Source organism: Bradyrhizobium shewense, from assembly GCF_900094605.1.
In the GTDB taxonomy this organism is placed as follows: domain Bacteria; phylum Pseudomonadota; class Alphaproteobacteria; order Rhizobiales; family Xanthobacteraceae; genus Bradyrhizobium; species Bradyrhizobium shewense.
In genome coordinates this window covers 258,761-278,998 of sequence record NZ_FMAI01000011.1, presented here as the reverse complement: position 1 = coordinate 278,998, position 20,238 = coordinate 258,761, and the positions used below count along the sequence as shown (strand labels likewise).

Below are 20,238 nucleotides of genomic sequence, written 5' to 3'. Positions count from 1 at the left end.
CCCGCATCGCGTTCCGTCCCAACAGACATCATCCGGAACTGCCGCCAAGGCTCAAACGCTACAACCGCCTCATCGCGCGCCGACGAGCCCAGGTTGAGACCACCTTCGCCACTCTCAAACGCCGCATGCGACTGACTTGCATCCGCTACGTTGGTCTGATGAAGGCAAGCGGGCAGGTCCTGCTCGCCTCGATCGCCTTCAACATGAGGCGGTGGGCCACGATCGCGGCCTGAGCCGCCCGCCGAGGGCGACCACTACAGACTTGGCTGGCAATTGCCGTAACCACGGCCCTTCTCCTGCCGTCCTCAACTTCAAAAGCCGATAACGCAACAGGCCCCTTGTGGGAGAAGGTGGCGCGAAGCGCCGGATGAGGGGTCTCTATCGGCAGGGGAAGGTGTGGAAAGATACCCCTCACCGAAGTGAGCTTGTGTGTGCCGTCCTCCCTGCCCTCTCCCACAAGGGGCGAGGGCACATCAACGCGCATCTCGCCTTATTGCCGCGCAGACGACAGCCTCAAGCCACTGCCGCCGGGATCGGGCGCGGGCTCACGACGTATTCGCGCATGACCTTGTCGTTGGCATCGACCTCGATCAGCGCGACGTCGTAGGTCCAGAGATCGGCCAGGTGCTGCAGCACCCGCTTGGCGTCGGTCTCGTTGAGCTGCGAGCCCTTGATGACGTGGTGGTGCAGGATCAGCCGGCGGTCGCCGGAGAGATCGACGTCGACCACCTCGATATTGGCGTCGATGAAGCCGACATCGTGCTGCCGCGCCAGTTCGCGCCGCACGCGGCGGAAGCCGCGCTCGTCGTGGATGGCATCGACCCGGATGCCGGCGCGCTCCTCGGGATCGTCGTGCAGATGGAACATGCGGAAGTGCCGCATCAGCTTCGGGCTCAGGAACTGCGCGATGAAGCTCTCATCGCGGTAGTTGGCCCAGACGTCGCGCAGCACGCCCATCACGTCGCCCTTGCCGGCGATGTCGGGGAACCATTCGCGGTCCTCGTCTTCCGGCTTGGTGACGATGCGCTCGATGTCCTGCATCACGGCAAAGCCGAGCGCATAGGGGTTGAATCCGGAGAAGCGCGGGTCGTCGAATTCGGGCTGGAACACCACATTGGTGTGCGATCCCAGGAATTCGAGGAAATTGCCGTCGGTGATGCGGCCCTGCTCATGCAGCTTGGTCATGATGCGATAGTGGACGTAAGTGGCCGTCCCCTCGTTCATGACCTTGGTCTGGCTCTGCGGATAGAAATATTGCGCGATATGGCGGACGATGCGCAGCAGCTCGCGTTGCCACGGCGCCAGCCGCGGCGCACTCTTCTCCAGGAAATAGAGCAGGTTTTCCTGCGGCAGGCCGAGCAGCTTGCGGCGGCGCTCGATGCTGAGCGCGGACCGGCTCTTGGCGGCGCCCTTAGGCACGGTGCGCCAGAGGTCGTTGAAGACCTCCTCCTCGTGCTGGCGGCGCCGCCCTGCCCGCTTCTCCTCGGCGCGCAGGTCCAGCTTCTTCTTGCCGGGATAGCGGTCGATGCCGTGCGACATCAGCGCATGCGCGGCATCGAGCGTGCGCTCGACCTCGACGCGGCCGTAGCGCTCCTCGCATTGCATGACATACGTCTTGGCGAAGTCGAGATAATCCAGGATGCCGTCGGCGTCGGTCCACTGCTTGAACAGATAGTTGTTCTTGAAGAAGTGATTGTGGCCGAAAGCGGCGTGCGCGATCACCAGGGTCTGCATCGTCGCCGTATTCTCCTCCATCAGATAGGAGATGCATGGCGAGGAGTTGATCACGATCTCATAGGCGAGCCCCATCAGGCCCTTGCGATAGGACGCCTCATGGAAGGCGAATTGCTTGCCGAACGACCAGTGCTTGTAGAACAGCGGCATGCCGACGGAGGAGTAGGCATCCAGCATCTGCTCGGCGGTGATGACCTCGATCTGGTTCGGATAGACGTCGAGCCCGAGATCTTTCGTCGCCACCACCTCGCACGCATCGGTGATGCGCTGCAAGGTGTGGAAATCCCAATCCGCGCCTTCGAACAATCGTTCCGTCATGGAGCGGCTTTCTCCTGGGCATTTTCGCGGCGCTGGAACAGATCGTGGAACACCGGAAAGATCTCGCTGCGCTCGCTGACCTTGCGCATCGAGAGCGGTGCGCCGCCGTTGCGCAGGCGGTCGTAAAGGGTCCAGAGCGAGGAGTCGGAGAGATCGAAGGCACTGCCGCCGGATTCCCCGACCTCGAGATAGGCAAAGAACTGGCAGACCGGCAGGATCTTGTCGGTCAGCAGGAGCCCCGTGAGCTCGCCGTCGGAATAGGAATTGTCGCCGTCGGAGGCCTGCGCGGCATAGATGTTCCAGTCCGACGGATTGAAGCGCTCGCGCACGATCTCGTGCATCGCCTGCAGCGCGCTCGAGACCAGCGTGCCGCCCGAGGCCGGGCCATAGAAGAAAGTCTGCTCGTCCACCTCCTCGGCGCGGTCGGTGTGGCGGATGAACACGATCTCGACGTGCTTGTAGCGGCGCTTCAGGAAGACGTAGAGCAGCATGTAGAAACGCTTGGCGAGATCCTTCATGTGCTCGGACATCGAGCCCGACACGTCCATCAGGCAGAACATCACCGCCTGCGCCACCGGCTTCGGCACCGTCTCGAAGCGGCGGTAGCGGATGTCGAGCGGATCGATGAAGGGAATGCGCTTGGACTTCGCCTTCAGCTTTTCGAGCTGGGCGAGAAGCACCTCACGCTCGTCCTCGTCCGTACACGCGGCGATCGCGGCTTCCAGTTCCTCGATCTCCTCCCTTCGGGGACGCTTGAGCGCGATGCGGCGCGCAAGCGCGAGCTTCACCGTCCGGCTCACCGAGATGTTGGCGGGCGAGCCCGACGTGGTGTAGCCGGCGCGCTGAATGCCCTCGCTCTCGGTCTGCGCGATCTTGCGCTTGGCAAGATCCGGCAGCTCGAGATCGTCGAGGAAAAGATCGACGAACTCATCGCGGGAGAGCACGAAGCGGAAGGCATCCTCGCTGTCGCCTTCGCCCGGGCCGGAATTCTTGGCGCTGCCCTGGCCGGAGCGCTGCAGATAGTCGCCCTCGATGAACTTCTTGTTCCCGGGCAGCACCATGTCGCGCGTTCCGCCTTCGCGGCGGAAGCGCGGCTCGTGCATGCCGTCGAGCGGTATCGTGACCTCACCACCCTCCAGGACGTCCTTGATGTCGCGTTCCTGCGAGGTCTTCTTGACGGCGCCCTGCACCAGGGATTTGGCCCGACGCAAGAACCGCTGGCGGTTCTCAAGACTCTTGCCGCCTGGATTCAGGCGCCTGTCAATAATGTGAATGGGCACTTTACCATCCGCCTCAACCGGCCTGCTTCACACGCATGTACCATTCGACGAGCCGGCGAACCTGACGCTCGGTGTAGCCACGCTCCACCATGCGTGCGACGAACTCGCCGTGCTTCTTCTCCGTCTCGCCGTCCTTCTTCGATCCGAAAGAAATGACCGGAAGCAGGTCCTCGACTTGCGAGAATATCCTCTTTTCGATCACGTCGCGAATCTTCTCGTAGGAGGTCCAGGTCGGATTTTTGCCACCGTTCTGGGCCCGCGACCGTAACGAGAATTTGACGACCTCGTTACGGAAGTCCTTGGGGTTGGCAATGCCCGCCGGCTTCTCGATTTTGGTCAGCTCCTGGTTCAAAAGCTCGCGATCGAGCAGCTGGCCGGTGTCGGGATCCTTGAAATCCTGGTCCTCGATCCAGGCGTCGGCATAATCGACGTAGCGGTCGAACAGATTCTGGCCGTAATCCGAGTAGGATTCCAGATAAGCCTTCTGGATCTCGTTGCCGATGAACTCGGCGTAGCGCGGCGCCAGATCTGCCTTGATGAATTCGAGGTAGCGCTTCTCGACTTCCTCGGGCAACTGCTCGCGCTTGATCGACTGCTCCAGCGCGTACATCAGGTGGACGGCGTCGGCGGCGACTTCCTGCGGATCGTGGTTGAAGGTCGCGGCCAGGATCTTGAAGGCAAAGCGGGTGGAGACGCCATCCATGCCCTCGTCGACACCAGCGGCATCGCGGTATTCCTGGACGCTGCGCGCCTTCGGATCGGATTCCTTCAGGCTTTCGCCGTCGTAGACCCGCATCTTGGCGAACACCGTGGAATTCTCGTGCTTGCGCAGGCGAGACATCACCGAGAACCGCGCCAGCGTCTCCAGCGTCGAGGGCGCGCAAGGCGCCGCCGCGAGTTCGGATCCCTGAATCAGTTTCTCGTAGATCTTCTGCTCCTCCGTGATCCGCAGGCAATAGGGCACCTTGATCACGCAGATGCGGTCGATGAAGGCCTCGTTGTTCTTGTTGGCCTTGAAGCTCGACCACTCCGCCTCGTTGGAGTGCGCGAGGATGACGCCGGTGAACGGGATCGCGCCGATGTTTTCGGTGCCGATATAGTTGCCTTCCTGCGTCGCGGTCAGCAGCGGGTGCAGCATCTTGATCGGCGCCTTGAACATCTCGACGAACTCGAGCACGCCCTGGTTGGCGCGGTTGAGGCCGCCGGAATAGCTGTAGGCGTCGGGGTCGTTCTGCGCGTAGGTCTCGAGCTTGCGGATATCGACCTTGCCGACCAGCGAGGAGATGTCCTGGTTGTTCTCGTCACCGGGCTCGGTCTTGGAGATCGCAATCTGGCGCAGCCGCGACGGCTGGATTTTTGCGACACGAAACTGGGAGATATCGCCGCCGAAGGCTTCCAGCCGCTTGTAGCACCAGGGGCTCATCAGGCCGGTGAGACGACGGCGCGGAATGCCGTATTTCTCTTCCAGCATCGGCCCGAGATGATCGGGATCGAACAGGCTGAGCGGGCTCTCGAACACGGGCGAGAGTTCATCGCCGGCCTTGAGCACGTAGATCGGATGCACTTCCATCAGCGACTTCAGCCGCTCGGCGAGCGAGGATTTGCCGCCGCCGACCGGGCCGAGCAGATAGAGGATCTGCTTGCGCTCTTCGAGACCTTGCGCCGCATGCCGGAAGAAACCGACGATGCGCTCGATCGTTTCTTCCATGCCGTAGAACCCGGCGAAGGCCGGATAGGTACGGATCGTACGGTTCAAAAAAATACGGCCAAGGCGGGTATCCTTGGCCGTGTCAATCGTCTGGGGGTCACCGATCGCTGCTAGTAGTCGTTCGGCCGCGTTCGCGTATTTCATGGGATCGCTTCGACACGATTCCAGATATTCCGCCATCGACATGTCGTGCTGGCTTCTCGCCTCGAACGACCGAGCGAAAGCGTTGAATAGAGAATCGTTGTACATGATCCCTCTCCGCGTGAGTTCCGCTACAAGCTGAAACGAAAGCAGTTACCGGACCGTTCCTCAGGCCATTTCGAATCAGCGTGAGCACATGACGATCATTGGACACCCGGGTGCAGACACGACGCAACGCACAACGTAGGCACTCGTTGAGTTACGAACAGGCACCTGCCCGTAATTTGTGCGAATCTCTATCTATATTGGCTCATTTCCAGAAAATGTCACTTGGTCGCAACATCCGGGCGTTACCGGGGATGAGACCATCCGGCGTTGCAGCATAGCGAGCTGCGAGCGGCGATCTTATGACGCTTGTACGGCGAAGCCTTGAGCGCCGCCTTGGTTGCCGCGTTCATCTTCCTGCTGCAATGCGGCGCGCGGAGTGCTGGCAGCGTGACGGTCGCGGCAAGCGCGCAGCAATGTGTCAAAATCGGTCGCCAGGCCGTCCGACGGGATGACGATGCGATCGTTTCGCGCGCAACGGGCCAGATCGCGGATGCCGCAGAGCTGCTGCTGCAAGGCCGGCGTCGGCGTCAGCACGATCATCTTGTGGCCGCGGCTTTCCTCAGCCGAAATCTCTGCAATCGAATCCCATGGCAGAAATTCATTGCCGATACGGAGATCGCGGATGCCGTAGGGGGTGACGACCACCACCGCCCCCCGTTCGGCGGGCAGCATCCAGATCAGCCGGCAGGTCACCAGGCCGAACAGCGCGACGCCGGCATAGCCGAGCGTCGTGTCGTAGTCGCCCAAACCGTCCCACAAGTCGAAGGCGAGGCTCGCGCTGAGCAGGGTCATCGCAAAGCCCGCCGCGACCAGCAGCCGCAACTGCGTCGCGCATCGCCTGATTTCGAGATCGCGGGATGCGTCGATGGTCATGGCCGATTGCTGGCTGTCGGCGACAGCAAATGCCAGACCTTCAGGATGGGCGTGCATGCTCTTCCCCAGCATGGCCATTCGCGGCCGAACCACGATGCACCAGACGGACCGGAATCCGCTGATGGCACTCCACGCAGCCACTGGCTGACGACGAAGCGGCCGGAGTTACGCAACGAGACCCGGCCGAACCTTCGGCCAACGACTTTTTACGCAACGACCGCTACTGCCGCCCGGATCGCCATGATCGCGACGGAGTTACACTGGAGGGTATGACGCCTGTACCCTTGATTGGTTCCCTCCCGGGAGCATGTAAGCTAGAGGATAGCGCGTCAGGACCGGCGCGGAAACCCCTCGCCCGCAGGCTTGGAGATAAATAAGCATCATGAATCCCGTCAAAGAACTGGAAAAGCACGGACAAGCCGTCTGGCTGGACTTCCTGGCCCGCGGCTTCATCGCCAAGGGCGACCTGAAGCGGCTGATCGACACCGACGGCGTCAAGGGCGTCACCTCCAACCCCTCGATCTTCGAGAAGGCGATCGGCAGCTCGGACGAATATGACGCCCCGATCGGCAAGGCGCTGAAGCGCGGCGACCGGACCGTGGCCGATTTGTTCGAGGCCGTCGCGATCGAGGACATCCAGAACGCAGCCGACGTGCTGCGCCCGGTCTATGACCGCCTCAAGGGCGGCGACGGCTATGTCAGCCTGGAGGTCTCGCCCTATCTCGCCATGGACACATCAGGCACGGTCACTGAGGCGCGCCGGCTCTGGAAGGATGTTGGCCGCAAGAACCTGATGGTGAAGGTGCCGGCGACGCCGGAGGGCCTGCCGGCGATCGAGCAGCTGATCGGCGACGGCATCAGCATCAACATCACGCTGCTGTTCTCCAAGGCGGTCTACCTGGAGGTCGCCGAAGCCTACATCTCCGGGCTCGAGAAATACGTGGCAGGCGGCGGCGACCCCTCGCATGTCGCGAGCGTGGCCAGCTTCTTCGTCAGCCGCATCGACAGCGTGGTCGACAAGCAGCTCGACGACAAGATCGCCCGCGCCAACGACCCATCCGAGAAGGAGCGGCTCGCCGCGCTCAAGGGCAAGATCGCGATCGCCAACGCCAAGGTCGCCTACCAGGACTACAAGCGCCTGTTCTCGGGTCCCCGCTGGGACAAGCTCGCCGCCAAGGGCGCCAAGCCGCAGCGGATGCTGTGGGCCTCCACCGGCACCAAGAACAAGGATTACAGCGACGTCCTCTATGTCGAAGAATTGATCGGCCCCGACACCATCAACACCGTGCCGCCGGCAACGCTGGATGCATTCCGCGACCACGGCAAGCCGCGCGACAGCCTGGAGGAGAACGTCGACGACGCCTACCGCGTGCTGGAAGAGCTTGAGCGCTCGGGCGTCTCGCTCGATGCCATCACCGAGGAGCTCGTCAAGGACGGCGTCAAGCTGTTCGCGGACGCCGCCGACAAGCTCTACGGCGCCGTCGCCCACAAGCGCGCCACGGTGCTTGGGCCCGCGCTCGACCGCCAGCTTCTTTCGCTCGGCGACGGGCTCGGCAAGGCCGTGGTGAAGAGCACGGAGGAATGGCGTGCCTCCGCCAAGATCCGCAGGCTGTGGCAGCGCGACAAGTCGGTCTGGACCGGCACGGACGAGGACAAATGGCTCGGCTGGCTCGACAGCGCGGCCAAGGCCGACGTCGCCGATTACGAGGACTATGCCGGCCGCGTGAAGGGGCAAAAGTTCTCTGACGCCGTCGTGCTCGGCATGGGCGGATCGAGCCTCGGGCCGGAGGTGCTGGCCGAGACTTTCGGGAAAAAGCCCGGCTTCCCGAAGCTGCATGTGCTTGATTCCACCGACCCGGCGCAAGTGCGGGCGATGGAGGCCCGGATCGACATCGCCAACACCGTGTTCATCGTCTCCAGCAAGTCCGGCGGCACCACCGAGCCGAACGCGATGAAGGACTATTTCCATGAGCGCGTTGCGCAAGCGCTTGGCCCGAAGGCCAAGACGGGCTTCCGCTTCATCGCGGTGACCGATCCCGGCTCGTCGCTGGAGAAGGCCGCCAAGAAGCTGAACTACGCCCGCATCTTCCATGGCGAGCCCTCGATCGGCGGACGCTATTCCGTGCTGTCGCCGTTCGGCCTCGTGCCGGCGGCGACCGCCGGCATCGACGTCAAGACCTTCGTCAAGCATGCGCTCGCCATGGCGCGCTCCTGCGGACCGGATGTGCCGCCAAGCGAAAACCCCGGCGTGCAGCTCGGCCTCGCCATCGGCCTCGCCGGCCTCGAAGGCCGCGACAAGGTGACGATCCTGTCGTCGAAGAAGATCGCCGATTTCGGCGCCTGGGCCGAGCAGCTCATCGCGGAATCGACCGGCAAGGAGGGCAAGGGCCTGATCCCGATCGAGGGCGAGCCGCTGGGCGACCCTTCTGTTTATGGCAACGACCGGTTCTTCATCGACATCCGCATCGAAGGCGAAGCGGACGCCGCCCATGACTCCAAGCTTGCCGCGATCGAGGCGGCCGGGCATCCCGTGGTGCGCATCGTGATGAAGTCGATTGACCATCTCGGCCAGGAGTTCTTACGCTTCGAGATGGCGACCGCTGTGGCGGGCTCGATCCTCGGCATCAACCCGTTCGACCAGCCGGACGTGGAAGCGGCCAAGATCAAGACCCGCGAGCTCACGGCATCGTTCGAGAAGACCGGCGCCTTGCCGGAAGAGCAACCGGTGGTCAGCACCGATGAGGCCGATCTCTATACCGACGAGGCCAACGCGACTGCGCTGCGCGCCGCCGGCGCCAACGGCGACCTCACCTCGTGGCTCAAGGCGCATCTGTCGCGCTCCGGCGACGGCGATTACGTCGCCCTGCTCGGCTATATCGCCCGGGACAAGGTGACCATCGACGCGCTCCAGGCCATGCGGCTCGAAGTCCGTGAGAAGCGGCAGGTCGCAACCTGTGCCGAATTCGGACCGCGCTTCCTGCACTCCACCGGGCAGGCCTACAAGGGCGGGCCCGACAGCGGCGTGTTCCTCCAGATCACCGCTGACGAAGCCAAGGACCTGGCGGTGCCGGGCCAGAAGGCTAGCTTCGGCGTGATCAAGGCGGCGCAGGCACGCGGCGATTTCGACGTGCTCACCGAACGCGGCCGGCGTGCGCTGCGCGTGCACCTCAAGGGCGGGCTCAAGAAGGGTCTCGCGGCACTCAATGCGGCACTCAACGACGCGCTGAACTAAGGGAATATCGCAGATGCAACTCGGCATGATCGGCCTCGGTCGAATGGGCGGCAACATCGTTCGCCGCCTGATGCGCCACGGACATTCGACCGTGGTCTACGACAAGGACGCCAAGGCCGTCGCGGGCCTTGCCGCGGACGGGGCAGTCGGCTCCTCAACGCTCGAAGACTTCATCTCGAAGCTCGAGCGGCCGCGCACGGCCTGGGTGATGCTGCCTGCGGGGCACATCACCGAGACGACGATCGACACCATCGCGGGCGTGATGCAGGCGGGCGACGTCATCATCGATGGCGGCAACACCTTCTGGCAGGACGATGTCCGCCGCGGCAAGGCGCTGAAGGAACGCGGCATCCACTATGTCGACGTCGGCACGTCGGGCGGCGTCTGGGGTCTCGACCGCGGCTATTGCATGATGATCGGCGGCGAGAAGCAGGTGGTCGACCGGCTCGATCCGATCTTCGCCGCGCTGGCGCCCGGCGCCGGCGACATTCCACGCACGGAAGGACGCGAGGGCCGCGATCCCCGCATCGAGCAGGGTTACATCCATGCCGGCCCGGTCGGCGCCGGCCACTTCGTCAAGATGATCCACAACGGCATCGAATACGGCCTGATGCAAGCCTATGCCGAAGGTTTCGACATCCTCAAGAACGCCAACATCGAGGCTCTCCCGGCAGATCACCGCTACGATTTCGATCTCGCCGACATCGCCGAAGTGTGGCGGCGCGGCAGCGTGATCCCGTCCTGGCTGCTCGACCTCACCTCGACGGCGCTCGCCGACAGCCCGCAGCTCAGGGAATATTCCGGCTTCGTGGAAGATTCCGGCGAAGGACGCTGGACCGTGAACGCGGCGATCGACGAGGCCGTGCCGGCCGAAGTTTTGACCGCGGCGCTCTACACACGTTTCCGTTCCCGCCAGGAACACACTTTCGCCGAAAAAATTCTCTCCGCGATGCGCGCAGGTTTTGGCGGCCACAAGGAGCCGAAGCAGCCGGGCGCGGCGAAGCCCAAATAAGAGCTCAGTAAGCGTACCCAAGCGAAGGCCGACAATTCGTGACAAAAGACCCGCAAGTAAAGCGCAAGCCGGAAAATTGCGCCTTCGTCATCTTTGGCGTGACCGGCGACCTCACCCATCGCCTGGTGATGCCATCGCTCTACAATCTGGCGGCCGAGCATCTGTTGCCGGAAAAGTTCTGCGTCGTCGGCGTGGCCCGCAGGGGGCAGTCAGATGACGAACTGCGCAACAGCCTGTTGAAGGGACTGCGCCAGTTCGCGACCCGTCCCGTGGACGACGACATCGCAAAGAAGCTGCTGGAATGCGTGACCTTCGTCGAGGCCGATCCGAAGGACCCGCCGTCGTTCGATCGCCTGCGCGAGCACCTGGATTCGCTGGAATGCGCGCAGGACACCGGCGGCAACCGGCTGTTCTATCTGGCAACGCCGCCCACTGCGTTCGCACCGACGGCGCGCGAGCTCGGCCGCACCGGCATGATGAAGGAGAACGGCGCCTGGCGGCGGCTGGTGATCGAAAAGCCGTTCGGGACCGACCTCGCCTCGGCCAAGGCGCTGAATGCCGAGTTGCTGAAGATCATGGACGAGCACCAGATCTACCGGATCGATCATTATCTCGGCAAGGAGACCGTGCAGAACATCCTGGTGCTCCGCTTTGCCAACGGCATGTTCGAGCCGATCTGGAATCGCAACCACATCGATCACATCCAGATCACCGTGGAGGAGAAGCTCGGCGTCGGCCATCGCGGCGGCTTCTACGATGCCACCGGCGCGCTGCGCGACATGGTGCCGAACCATCTGTTCCAGCTGATGTCGCTGGTGGCGATGGAGCCGCCGGCAAGATTCGACGCCCATTCCGTGCGCTCCGAGAAGGCCGAGGTGCTCACGTCGATCCAGCAGCCGAGCCGGGAGGAGGCGCTGAAAAACTCGGTCCGCGCGCAATATCTCGCAGGCCGCGTCGGCGATGACGATATCCCGGACTATCGCAAGACCGAGGACGTCAAGTCCGGCAGCAGCACCGAGACCTTTGTTGCGCTGAAGCTGATGATCGACAATTGGCGCTGGGCCGGCGTGCCGTTCTATTTGCGCACCGGCAAGGCGCTGGGCCACAAGCGCACCGAGGTCGCGATCAAGTTCAAGCAGGCGCCGCTGTCGATGTTCTCAGGCACGACCGTCGATCGCCTGTCGCAGAATTTTCTGACCATCGGCATCGCGCCGACCGAGACCATCGAGCTTCAGTTCAACGCCAAGATTCCAGGACCGAGCGTCACGATCGACGGCGTCGAGATGAAATTCCGCTACGGCGATTATTTCCGGGCCGATCCCTCGACCGGCTACGAGACGCTGATCTACGACTGCATGATCGGCGACAACATCCTCTTCCAGCGCGCCGACGGCATCGAGGCCGGATGGCAGGCAGTGCAGCCGTTCCTGGACGCCTGGAAAAGCGCGGGCACCAACGGCATCGAGACCTATGAAGCCGGCAGCGACGGCCCGGCCTGCGCCGACGAGCTGCTCCGGCGCGACGGGCGAAGCTGGCGGAAATTTTCGTGATGGCGGCGGCCGGACTGCCGGAGCTGATCGTCGCGGCCGACGCCGGGGCGCTGGCCCAGGCCGCAGCCGAGCGGGTGATGGCGCGGATCACGGCCAACCCCTCCCGCATCGCGATCTGCCTCACCGGCGGCTCCAGCCCGAAGAAGCTCTATCAATTGCTCGGCAGCGACCCCTGGCGCGGCAAGATCCCGTGGAACCGCGTGCACTGGTTCATCGGCGACGAACGCTTCGTGCCCGAGAGCGATCCCCTCAACAACATGGCGGTCGCGCGCGCCACCTTTCTCGACCGCAATGCGCCGTCCGGCCATATCCACCCGATCCCGACCACGGCTGACAATCCGGACCGAAGCGCCGAGGCCTATGCGCGCGAGCTGCAGGCCTTCTACGGGTCTGAAAGCCTCGATCCGGCCCGGCCGTTGTTCGACCTCGTCCTGATGGGCGCCGGCCCCGACGGCCACACCGCCTCGCTCTTCCCGGGCTTCCCCGAAATCGAGGAGACCCAACGCTGGGTCGTCGGGGTGCCCAAGGCCAATGTCGCGCCTTTCGTGCCGCGGGTCTCGCTCACTTTGCCCGCTCTGGCCTCCTGCCGCGAAATGCTGTTCGAGATTGCCGGGCACGACAAGCAGCCGATCTTGACGCGCCTCCTCAATGGCGAGACTCTGCCGGCGTTGCGCGCGCGCTCGAATGGTGAGACCGTCTGGCTGGTCGACAGGGCCGCGCTTCCGGAGGGGATTCGTGGCGGGCGTTGAAGCAACTTGTGCATTGATCGTGATGGGCGTGTCGGGTTCGGGCAAGAGCACGGTTGCGGAAGCACTCGGCGAGCGGCTCGGCTGGCGCTTCGAGGACGGCGACAGCTTTCATCCCGCCAGCAACGTCGAGAAGATGCGGGCCGGCCATCCCCTCACCGACGAGGACCGCTGGCCCTGGCTCAACGCCATCGCCGACGAAATCGCACAGGTTTGCGACAAGGGCGGGCATATCATCATCGCCTGCTCTGCGCTGAAGCACACCTATCGTGACGTGCTGCTGCGTGGACGCGACGACGTCCGCTTCGTGTTCCTGAAGGGAACCAAGGAGCTGATCGCCGAACGGCTCGCGCAGCGCAAAGGTCATTTCATGCCACCTGGGCTACTGACGAGCCAGTTCGACACGCTGGAGCCGCCGGAGGCGGGCGAGCACGTCATCACCGTCTCGATCGACGAAACCGTCGAAGCGATCGTGGACGGCGTGGTGCGACAGCTGAAGCTGGGCGGGGCGAAGCGCTGAGACCTGGAAACCTGAAGGTTCTGTCATGACGCAAATCTCCCTCGTGGTCTCCGATGTCGACGGCACGCTCCTGACCAAGGACAAGACGCTGACCGAACGCGCGAGGAGTGCTGTGCAGCGGCTGCACAAGGCCGGCATCGGCTTCACCATCACCTCCAGCCGTCCCGCCATCGGCATGCGCTTCCTGATCGAGCCGCTGGCGCTGTGGCTCCCGGTCGGCCCGTTCAATGGCTCCTCGATCGTCGATCCCGAGATGCGGCCGGTCGAGCAGCACCTGATCCCCGCAAGCGCGGCCGAGCGGTCCTTGCAGATCCTCCGCAAGTTCGGCGCCGACATCTGGCTGTTCACCACCGACAAGTGGCTGATCGACAATCCCAGCGGTAAATACGTCGCGCACGAGCAGCATACGATCCGCTCCGATCCCACCATCGTGACGGACTTTTCGCCTTACCTTTCGAGCGCCTGCAAGATCGTCGGTGCCAGCGCCGACGCCGCCGGCCTTGAGGCTTGCGAGAAGGCGATGCAGGAGGCGCTCGGCAGCGAGGCCACCGCGGTGCGCTCGCAGACCTATTATCTCGACATCACCCCGCCGGGCTTCAACAAGGGCACCTTCGTCGAGGCGATGGCCAGGCGCCTGGGCATTGCGACCGGTGCCGTCGCCACCATCGGCGACATGCAGAACGACCTTGCGATGTTCGCCGTCAGCGGCATCTCGATCGCCATGGGCAACGCCACCGACAACGTCAAGGACCAGGCGACGCACGTCACTGCGAGCAATGAGCAGGATGGTTTTGCCGAGGCGATGGAGATGATCTTGAAGCGGAATGGGGTGGGGTGAGACCTGATGTGACGAGCCTCGACTAGCGCCCAACGACGGTGCTAACCCTCCCCCCTTGTGGGGGAGGGTTAGGGAGAGGGGTGGCCAAGGAAAAGGTGCCTTTAGTAATTCCCAAGCGCTGGTGCGCGGTCGAGAGAATCCCCGTGTGGGTACCCCCCTCCCTCCCCCTCCCCCGCAAGGGGGAGGGAACGGAGAGAGTCCCACAGCCTACTACTTCGATCGCTGCACCGCCGGCTTCTCGCTCTCCTGTCTTGCCGCCGACAGATTATGCGCGGTGTTGATCAGCGCGATGTGCGTCAGCGCCTGCGGAAAGTTGCCGGTCTGGCGCCGCGCGTCGGAATCATATTCCTCCGCCAGCAAGCCGACATCGTTCGCGATGCCCACGACGCGATCGAGCAAGACCTGCGCCTTGTCGAGATCGCCGGCGAGCACATGGGCATCGGCGAGCCACAAGCTGCAGGCCAGGAACGCGCCTTCGAGCGGCGGCTGCCCCGCAGGCAGCTCGCGTGGATCGTGCCGCAGCACGAAGCCGTCGCGCATCAGGCATGTCTCGACCGCGGCGATGGTGCCGCGGATGCGCGGATCCGACGGCGGCAGAAAGCCGACGGCCGGCAGCAGCAGCACGCTGGCGTCGAGCAGTTTCGAACCGTAGGATTCGACGAAGGCATTTTCCTCCACGTCGAACCCCCGGTTGCAGACGTCGCGATGAATGGCCTCGCGCAAGGTGCGCCAGTGCAGAAGCGGCGCCTTGAAGCCGAAGGTCTCGGCGCTCTTGATGCCGCGATCGAACGCGACCCAGGTCATCACCTTGGAGAAGACGTAGTGCCTGGGCTGGCCGCGCCGCTCCCAGATGCCGTGATCGGGCTGGTCCCAGACTTCGGCCAGATGATTGAGCACGGCACATTCCAGCGACCATGTCGTTTCATCATCGAGCTTGAGCTTGGCCATGCGCGACTGGTGGAAGGCGTCGATCAGTTCGCCGTAGACGTCGAGCTGGAGCTGCGCATGCGCGGCATTGCCGACGCGCACCGGCTTCGCGCCCTCATAGCCGTCGAGCCAGCCCGCCTCCCATTCCAAGAGCCGCCGCTGGCCCCAGATGCCGTACATGATCTGCATGTTCGCCGGCGAGCCGGCGGCCGCGCGCAGCAGCCAATTGTGCCAGGCCAGCGCTTCCTCGGTGTATCCCGAGTTCATCAGCGCCAGCAGCGTGAAGGTGGCATCGCGCAGCCAGCAGAAGCGATAGTCCCAGTTCCTGCTGCCCCCGAGCTTTTCCGGCAGCGAGGTGGTGGGTGCCGCGACGATGCCGCCGGTCGGCGCGAAGGTCAGCGCCTTCAGCGTGATCAGCGAGCGCATGACGAGGTCTTGATAGTCGCCGTCGCGGGTGCAATGGCCGCACCAATCCTGCCAAAAATTTTCGGTGTCCTGAAGCGCGATCTCCGGATCGATCGGCGCGGGCGGCTCCAGATGCGAGGGGCCGTAGGTCAGCACGAAGGGTACCGTCTCGCCGGCCTTCACCTCAAAATCGGCAACCGTGGTCAGATCCTCGCCGCGAGTCTCGACAGGCGTGCGCAGCACGGTCATATCCTGGCCGGCGATGGCCATCAGCGAATGGTCGATCCGCCGCACCCAGGGGATATCGGTACCGAAGCCGAAGCGGATGACGAGCTCCATCCGCATCTCCACCGCGCCGCTGACGCCGCGGACCAGCCGCACGATGTCGGACGCCTTGCCGCGCGGCGGCATGAAATCGATCAGCGCGACGGTGCCGCTGTTCGTCTCGAAACGCGTTTCGAGGATGAGAGTGTTGCCGAGATAGCGGCGTGAGATGCTGGTGACGTCCTCGGCCGGCGTAACCAGCCAGCGGCCGTTCTTATCGCTGCCGAGGATCGCTGCAAAGCAGGCATCGGAATCGAAGGCGGGCCAGCACAGCCAGTCGATCGAGCCGTTGCGCCCGACCAGCGCCGCGGTCTCGCAATCACCGATCAGCGCATAGTCCTCGATCCTCTGAGACAATGTCGTGCGAGCCTTGAAAGAGCCCTTGTAACCCTCGCGCGTCAACTCCCGCCATTCAGCGAACGTTCCCGCGTCGCGGCTCGCAAGGCCGTGAGGTCGACCTTCGAGGCGATCTTGTCGAGCGCAACGGGAAGGCGCTGACGCCAGTTCGGATGTTCGTCGATCGTGCCGGGAATGTTGGGCTGGTCGATCACGCCGAGCAGATCCTCCATGGAGACCGCGAGCAGCCGCGACGGCGTGCGCGACAGGAAGGCGAGCACCGAATAGAGGTCGTTGGCTCGAATGCCGTTCTGGCGCAGGATCTCGTCGAGCCTGCCGAGCGCATCCCAACGCGCCTGGTCATTCTCGCCAGGATCGAGCCCGAGCGAGCGCTTCATCTTGAGGTCGCCGAAGGAGCGCCAGCCGGCATAGGTCGACAAATCATGGGTGTTCAGCGTGACCAGCGCATTGGGCCGGTAATGGTCGACGTTGCGGAAATGGCCGGCATCGTCGCGCTCGAACATCATGACGAGATAGGACCAGATGCCGAAATCCTGCATGGTCTCGCGAAAACCTTCCGGCACGGTGCCGAGGTCCTCGCCGATCACGATGCATTTGTGGGCCGCGCTCTCGCGCGCCACGGCGCCAAGCAGCGCCTCGAACGGCATCTGCACATAGGCGCCGTTGTCCGGCTTGAAGCCGCGCGGCACGAGATAAAGCCGCTTCAGGCCGAGCACGTGGTCGAGCCTGATGGCGCCGGCATGGCGCATCGAGGCCGCCAGCATGTCGGCGAACGGCACGAAGGATTGCGCTTCCAGACCGCCGGCGTTGAAGCCGGCAAGGCCCCAGTCCTGGCCGATGGTGTTGAGCACGTCGGGCGGCGCGCCGACGGCGAGATGACGGGAGATCGCCATCTGCTCGTTCCAGGCATCGAAGCCGTTGGACTGTACGCCGACGGCGACATCAAGATAGAGCCCGACGCGCATGCCGAGCTGGCCGGCCAGCTCCTTGGCCGCATGCAGCTGGCTATCTGCGGTCCATTGCGCGAATTCGACGAATTCGACCTCGCGCTTGTCAGGCCCATTGCGCAAGCCGGCGCATTTCGCCTCATCCGGTTGCTGCCATTCGACCGGCCATTCCCACCATGGCGCGGTGAAACGATGGCGCAGCACCTCGAAGCAGGCGAAGCGGGACAATAGCGGCGCGCGGGCGGCGCGGAAGGCGTCGAACGCCTTGCGGCGCGCCGCGCTTGCCGTCGTCACGAAGCTGTCAAAGGCGGCGCGCAGGCCCAGCCATTTCAACGCCGCCATGTCGGCATAGGGGACGCGATCGCCCTGGCGCAGACGGGCGGCGGTCGCGGCGGCGTCGGGCACGAGGTCTGCGGAGAATTCGGGAATGGCCTCGACGTCGATATAGAGCGGGTTGAGGAACAGCCGGCTGTTCGGCGAATAAGGGCTGCAATCGGCCGGGTGGTCGTCGAACAGGACATGCAGCGGATTGAGTCCGACACCGTCGGCCCCGAGCTGCTTTGCGAGCCGGACGAGATCGGCAAGATCGGTGAAATCGCCGATGCCCCAATTGCGGTCCGAACGGACGCTGTAGAGCTGCACGGCAAGCAGCCAGCCGCGATCGAAATCGCCGCCAAAGGCGCGCTCGGGCGCCACGATCATCGGCACCTCTTCCGTCACACCTTCGGCATCGGTCAGTGTCAACCGGTGGTAGCCGAGCGGCAGGCCGGCAGGCCAGGCGATCACGGGCTCGCGGGCCTCGCCCTCGGCGATCACCTCCGCCTTTGCGGTCAATTTCCACTTCAGCGGCGGCGCGCCGATCGTCGCCAATTCGGTGCGCGGGTGCCCTAAGGCGCGGACCACGACCGGCCCGCCGACGAAGCGGTAAACCCGCTTCTCCGGCAGGGCGTCGAGGATGGATTTGAGGGCCACGGGATCGGTGACCCGCAGCTTTCCGAGGGCGTCGATGAATTCGGATTGAACGCCCTTGATGCGGGCTTGAGCTAAAAGATCCATTCGGCACGCAGCTTGCAGGCCACCCTTTTGCCGGGGGCATCAATTTTAACGAGACGGTGGAAGACGTTAGTCAGCCCTAACTCGCAGACCGCGCTACCCGTTCCCGAGGGAACTAATGACACACAACCGGCTTTCTATATAGGTACCAAGCGTAGGTTCCCGACAAGGGAAACGGGCTCCTGCTTTCTTGTCAATGGCATCACCGTGAACAAGACAATTCAAACTGTCGAAAGTGCCGCAGCCGGCAGCGCTTTCCTGATCGAGGACGTCTATCCCGCAATCGACGCCGGCCGCTTCGCCGTAAAGCGGATCGCGGGTGAGCGCATGGAGGTGTGGGCCGATGTCTACCGCGATGGCGACGCCGTGGTCGGGGCCGCGCTGATCTGGCGCCGCGAACAGGACCGCGACTGGAAGCGCGAGCCGATGGACCATCGGGGCAATGACCGCTGGTCCGGCGGATTCACACCCGTTGAGCCCGGCCAATATATCTACGCGATCGAGGCCTGGACCGACGAGTTCGCCACCTGGTCGCACGGGGTCGCGCGCAAGCAGCGAATGGGTGCCGATGTCAGCCTCGATGCGATCGAGGGGGCCGGGCTCCTGACCAAGGCGCATGGCGCGCGACAGGACGCGGCGGCGGTCATCGTCAGACAGTGCGAGGATTATCTTCAGACTGGCGACGTCGCCTCGCTGCTTGCGGCCGAGCTCGGCAATGCCATGGCAGAGAGCCAGTCCCGGCCGGACCTGACCCGCTCGCAGCCTTTCCCGCTGACTGTCGACCGCGACAAGGCGCGCTTCGGCGCCTGGTATCAGATGATGCCGCGCAGCCAGAGCCAGGTCGCCGGCCAGCACGGCACGCTGCGCGACTGCATCGCCCGCGTGCCTGATATCGCCGCGATGGGTTTTGACGTGCTCTATTTCACGCCGATCCACCCGATCGGCCGTCGCCGCCGCAAGGGCCGCAACAATGCGCCGGTGGCAACCGAAGGCGAGCCCGGCTCGCCCTACGCGATCGGAGCCGCTGAGGGCGGCCACGATGCGCTGCATCCCGAGCTCGGCACCATCGAGGATTTCCGCGCACTGGTCGCGACCTGCCTGGAATACGGCCTCGAGCTCGCGCTCGATTTCGTCGTGCAATGCTCGCCCGACCATCCCTGGCTGACGCAGCATCCGGAATGGTTCAAATGGCGGCCGGATCGCTCGGTGCGGACCGCGGATGGACCCTATTCGGACATCGTGATCCCCGATTTCAACTCCGTCGACAGGGCCGGGCTGTGGAATGGGTTTCGCGACGCCATGCTGTTCTGGATCGACCAAGGCGTCACCATCTTCGCCATCGACAACCACGACACCGCGCCGCTTGCGTTCTGGGACTGGCTGATCCGCGACATCCGTCGCCGGCATCCCGAGGTGATCCTGTTCTCCAAGACGTTTGCCCGGCCGAAGCTGATGAAGGGCCTCGCCAAGCTCGGCTTTGCGCAGTCCTTCACCTATTTCCCGTGGCGCACGACGAAGTGGGAGCTGGAGCAATATCTCGGCGAGCTGACGCGCTATCCCGAGCGCGACTTCTATCGGCCGAACCTGTTCGTCAATACGCCCGACCTGCTGCCCTATCATCTCCAGGGCGGCGAAGCCTGGGCGTTCAAGTCACGCGTTGCGCTGGCGGCGACGTTGTCGGGCAGTTACGGCGTCTACAGCGGGTTCGAGCTGCTGGAACACGAGGCGATGCCCGGCCGCGAGGAATATCTGGATTCCGAGAAATACCAGATCCGGCAACGCGACTGGGAACGGGCCGGCAACATCAAGTCCTACATCGCCGCGCTCAACCGCATCCGCAACGACAACGCCGCGCTCCAGCAAACGGCGAACTTGCGGTTTCTCGGCATCGACGACGGCGAGACCATCGCCTTCGTCAAGGAAGCGGCTGAGCCGGCCAATACCGTCGTCGTCGTGATCGCGCTTTCGGGCCATTCGCGCGAATGCTGGCTGCCGCTCGGCGACGTCACCGTTGACGCCGGCGGTCAGCGGCACCATGTGACGACACTCGAAAACCTTCTCACCGGCGAACAGTCCCGCATCGAATGGGGCGGGATCAAGTTGCGTATCGATCCCGACCGCGATCCGGCGCTCTTGTTCCGCTGCCTGGCGTAAGGGGTCACGCC

The 20,238-nt window shown here is 64.0% G+C and carries 14 protein-coding genes; 8 read left to right on the top strand and 6 right to left on the bottom strand.

All coding sequences use genetic code 11. The annotated features are described in order from the left end of the window. On the top strand, window positions 1–233 hold a 233-nt coding region (locus tag GA0061098_RS22395), incomplete at its 5' end, for a transposase (protein WP_165637529.1). A 280-nt stretch (window positions 234–513) separates the two neighbouring features. Here the strand turns inward: GA0061098_RS22395 and GA0061098_RS22390 are convergent. The 4 genes from GA0061098_RS22390 to GA0061098_RS22375 form a co-directional block, all read right to left on the bottom strand. After that, the gene (locus tag GA0061098_RS22390) at window positions 514–2,052 is read right to left on the bottom strand and encodes a SpoVR family protein (protein ID WP_091961101.1); all 1,539 of its coding nucleotides are present in this window, start codon (window positions 2,050–2,052) and stop codon (window positions 514–516) included. Continuing rightward, a complete protein-coding gene (locus GA0061098_RS22385; RefSeq protein ID WP_208610670.1) occupies window positions 2,049–3,326 on the bottom strand; it encodes a YeaH/YhbH family protein in 1,278 nt (425 codons plus the stop codon). Before GA0061098_RS22385 ends, GA0061098_RS22390 begins: the two co-directional genes overlap by 4 nt. 19 nt (window positions 3,327–3,345) lie before the next feature. Further along, window positions 3,346–5,289 carry a PrkA family serine protein kinase gene (locus GA0061098_RS22380; RefSeq protein WP_091961095.1) on the bottom strand — a complete coding sequence of 648 codons (1,944 nt, stop codon included), beginning with the start codon at window positions 5,287–5,289 and terminating at the stop codon, window positions 3,346–3,348. Window positions 5,290–5,586: 297 nt separating this feature from the next. Then, window positions 5,587–6,240, bottom strand: a complete 654-nt coding sequence (locus tag GA0061098_RS22375) for an STM3941 family protein (protein WP_091961091.1) — start codon at window positions 6,238–6,240, stop codon at window positions 5,587–5,589. 304 nt (window positions 6,241–6,544) lie between these two features. Between GA0061098_RS22375 and GA0061098_RS22370 the strand changes: the two genes are divergently transcribed. Genes GA0061098_RS22370 through GA0061098_RS22345 form a run of 6 tightly spaced genes read left to right on the top strand, consistent with a single transcriptional unit; the run spans window position 6,545 to window position 14,060 of the window. Beyond that, the gene (locus tag GA0061098_RS22370; RefSeq protein WP_091961088.1) at window positions 6,545–9,394 is read left to right on the top strand and encodes a bifunctional transaldolase/phosoglucose isomerase; all 2,850 of its coding nucleotides are present in this window, start codon (window positions 6,545–6,547) and stop codon (window positions 9,392–9,394) included. A gap of 13 nt (window positions 9,395–9,407) precedes the next feature. Further along, a complete protein-coding gene (gene gnd / locus GA0061098_RS22365) occupies window positions 9,408–10,406 on the top strand; it encodes a phosphogluconate dehydrogenase (NAD(+)-dependent, decarboxylating) (protein WP_091961085.1) in 999 nt (332 codons plus the stop codon). Window positions 10,407–10,444: 38 nt separating this feature from the next. Then, window positions 10,445–11,956, top strand: coding sequence for a glucose-6-phosphate dehydrogenase (gene zwf, locus GA0061098_RS22360; protein ID WP_091961080.1), 1,512 nt, complete (start codon window positions 10,445–10,447; stop codon window positions 11,954–11,956). After that, entirely contained in the window at window positions 11,956–12,705 is a 750-nt protein-coding gene (pgl, locus tag GA0061098_RS22355; protein WP_165637528.1) for a 6-phosphogluconolactonase, read from the top strand. The genes zwf and pgl overlap by 1 nt, the downstream gene beginning before the upstream one ends. Then, on the top strand, window positions 12,692–13,222 hold the full coding sequence (locus GA0061098_RS22350; protein ID WP_091961072.1) for a gluconokinase: 531 nt from the start codon (window positions 12,692–12,694) through the stop codon (window positions 13,220–13,222). Before pgl ends, GA0061098_RS22350 begins: the two co-directional genes overlap by 14 nt. A gap of 25 nt (window positions 13,223–13,247) precedes the next feature. Continuing rightward, window positions 13,248–14,060, top strand: coding sequence for an HAD family hydrolase (locus GA0061098_RS22345; protein WP_091961068.1), 813 nt, complete (start codon window positions 13,248–13,250; stop codon window positions 14,058–14,060). A gap of 210 nt (window positions 14,061–14,270) precedes the next feature. Here the strand turns inward: GA0061098_RS22345 and GA0061098_RS22340 are convergent, their stop codons facing one another. Together GA0061098_RS22340 and malQ are read right to left on the bottom strand one after the other, a co-directional pair. Beyond that, complete coding sequence (locus GA0061098_RS22340; RefSeq protein ID WP_091961171.1) at window positions 14,271–16,073, bottom strand: glycoside hydrolase family 15 protein; 1,803 nt, start codon at window positions 16,071–16,073, stop codon at window positions 14,271–14,273. Between the two features lie 41 nt (window positions 16,074–16,114). Continuing rightward, the gene (gene malQ / locus GA0061098_RS22335) at window positions 16,115–18,076 is read right to left on the bottom strand and encodes a 4-alpha-glucanotransferase (protein ID WP_091961065.1); all 1,962 of its coding nucleotides are present in this window, start codon (window positions 18,074–18,076) and stop codon (window positions 16,115–16,117) included. A gap of 204 nt (window positions 18,077–18,280) precedes the next feature. Between malQ and GA0061098_RS22330 the strand changes: the two genes are divergently transcribed. Beyond that, window positions 18,281–20,227: a maltotransferase domain-containing protein gene (locus tag GA0061098_RS22330; protein ID WP_091961062.1), complete on the top strand. Its 1,947-nt coding sequence runs from the start codon at window positions 18,281–18,283 to the stop codon at window positions 20,225–20,227. Window positions 20,228–20,238 lie beyond the last annotated feature (11 nt).

What these genes read in the sequence shown, in the direction of transcription:
- GA0061098_RS22380 (WP_091961095.1), bottom strand. Translation starts at nt 5,289, where the DNA reads ATGTACAACGATTCTCTATTCAACGCTTTCGCTCGGTCGTTCGAGGCG.
- malQ (WP_091961065.1), bottom strand. Translation starts at nt 18,076, where the DNA reads ATGGATCTTTTAGCTCAAGCCCGCATCAAGGGCGTTCAATCCGAATTC.
- GA0061098_RS22390 (WP_091961101.1), bottom strand. Translation starts at nt 2,052, where the DNA reads ATGACGGAACGATTGTTCGAAGGCGCGGATTGGGATTTCCACACCTTG.
- GA0061098_RS22375 (WP_091961091.1), bottom strand. Translation starts at nt 6,240, where the DNA reads ATGGCCATGCTGGGGAAGAGCATGCACGCCCATCCTGAAGGTCTGGCA.
- pgl (WP_165637528.1), top strand. Translation starts at nt 11,956, where the DNA reads ATGGCGGCGGCCGGACTGCCGGAGCTGATCGTCGCGGCCGACGCCGGG.
- GA0061098_RS22370 (WP_091961088.1), top strand. Translation starts at nt 6,545, where the DNA reads ATGAATCCCGTCAAAGAACTGGAAAAGCACGGACAAGCCGTCTGGCTG.
- gnd (WP_091961085.1), top strand. Translation starts at nt 9,408, where the DNA reads ATGCAACTCGGCATGATCGGCCTCGGTCGAATGGGCGGCAACATCGTT.
- GA0061098_RS22345 (WP_091961068.1), top strand. Translation starts at nt 13,248, where the DNA reads ATGACGCAAATCTCCCTCGTGGTCTCCGATGTCGACGGCACGCTCCTG.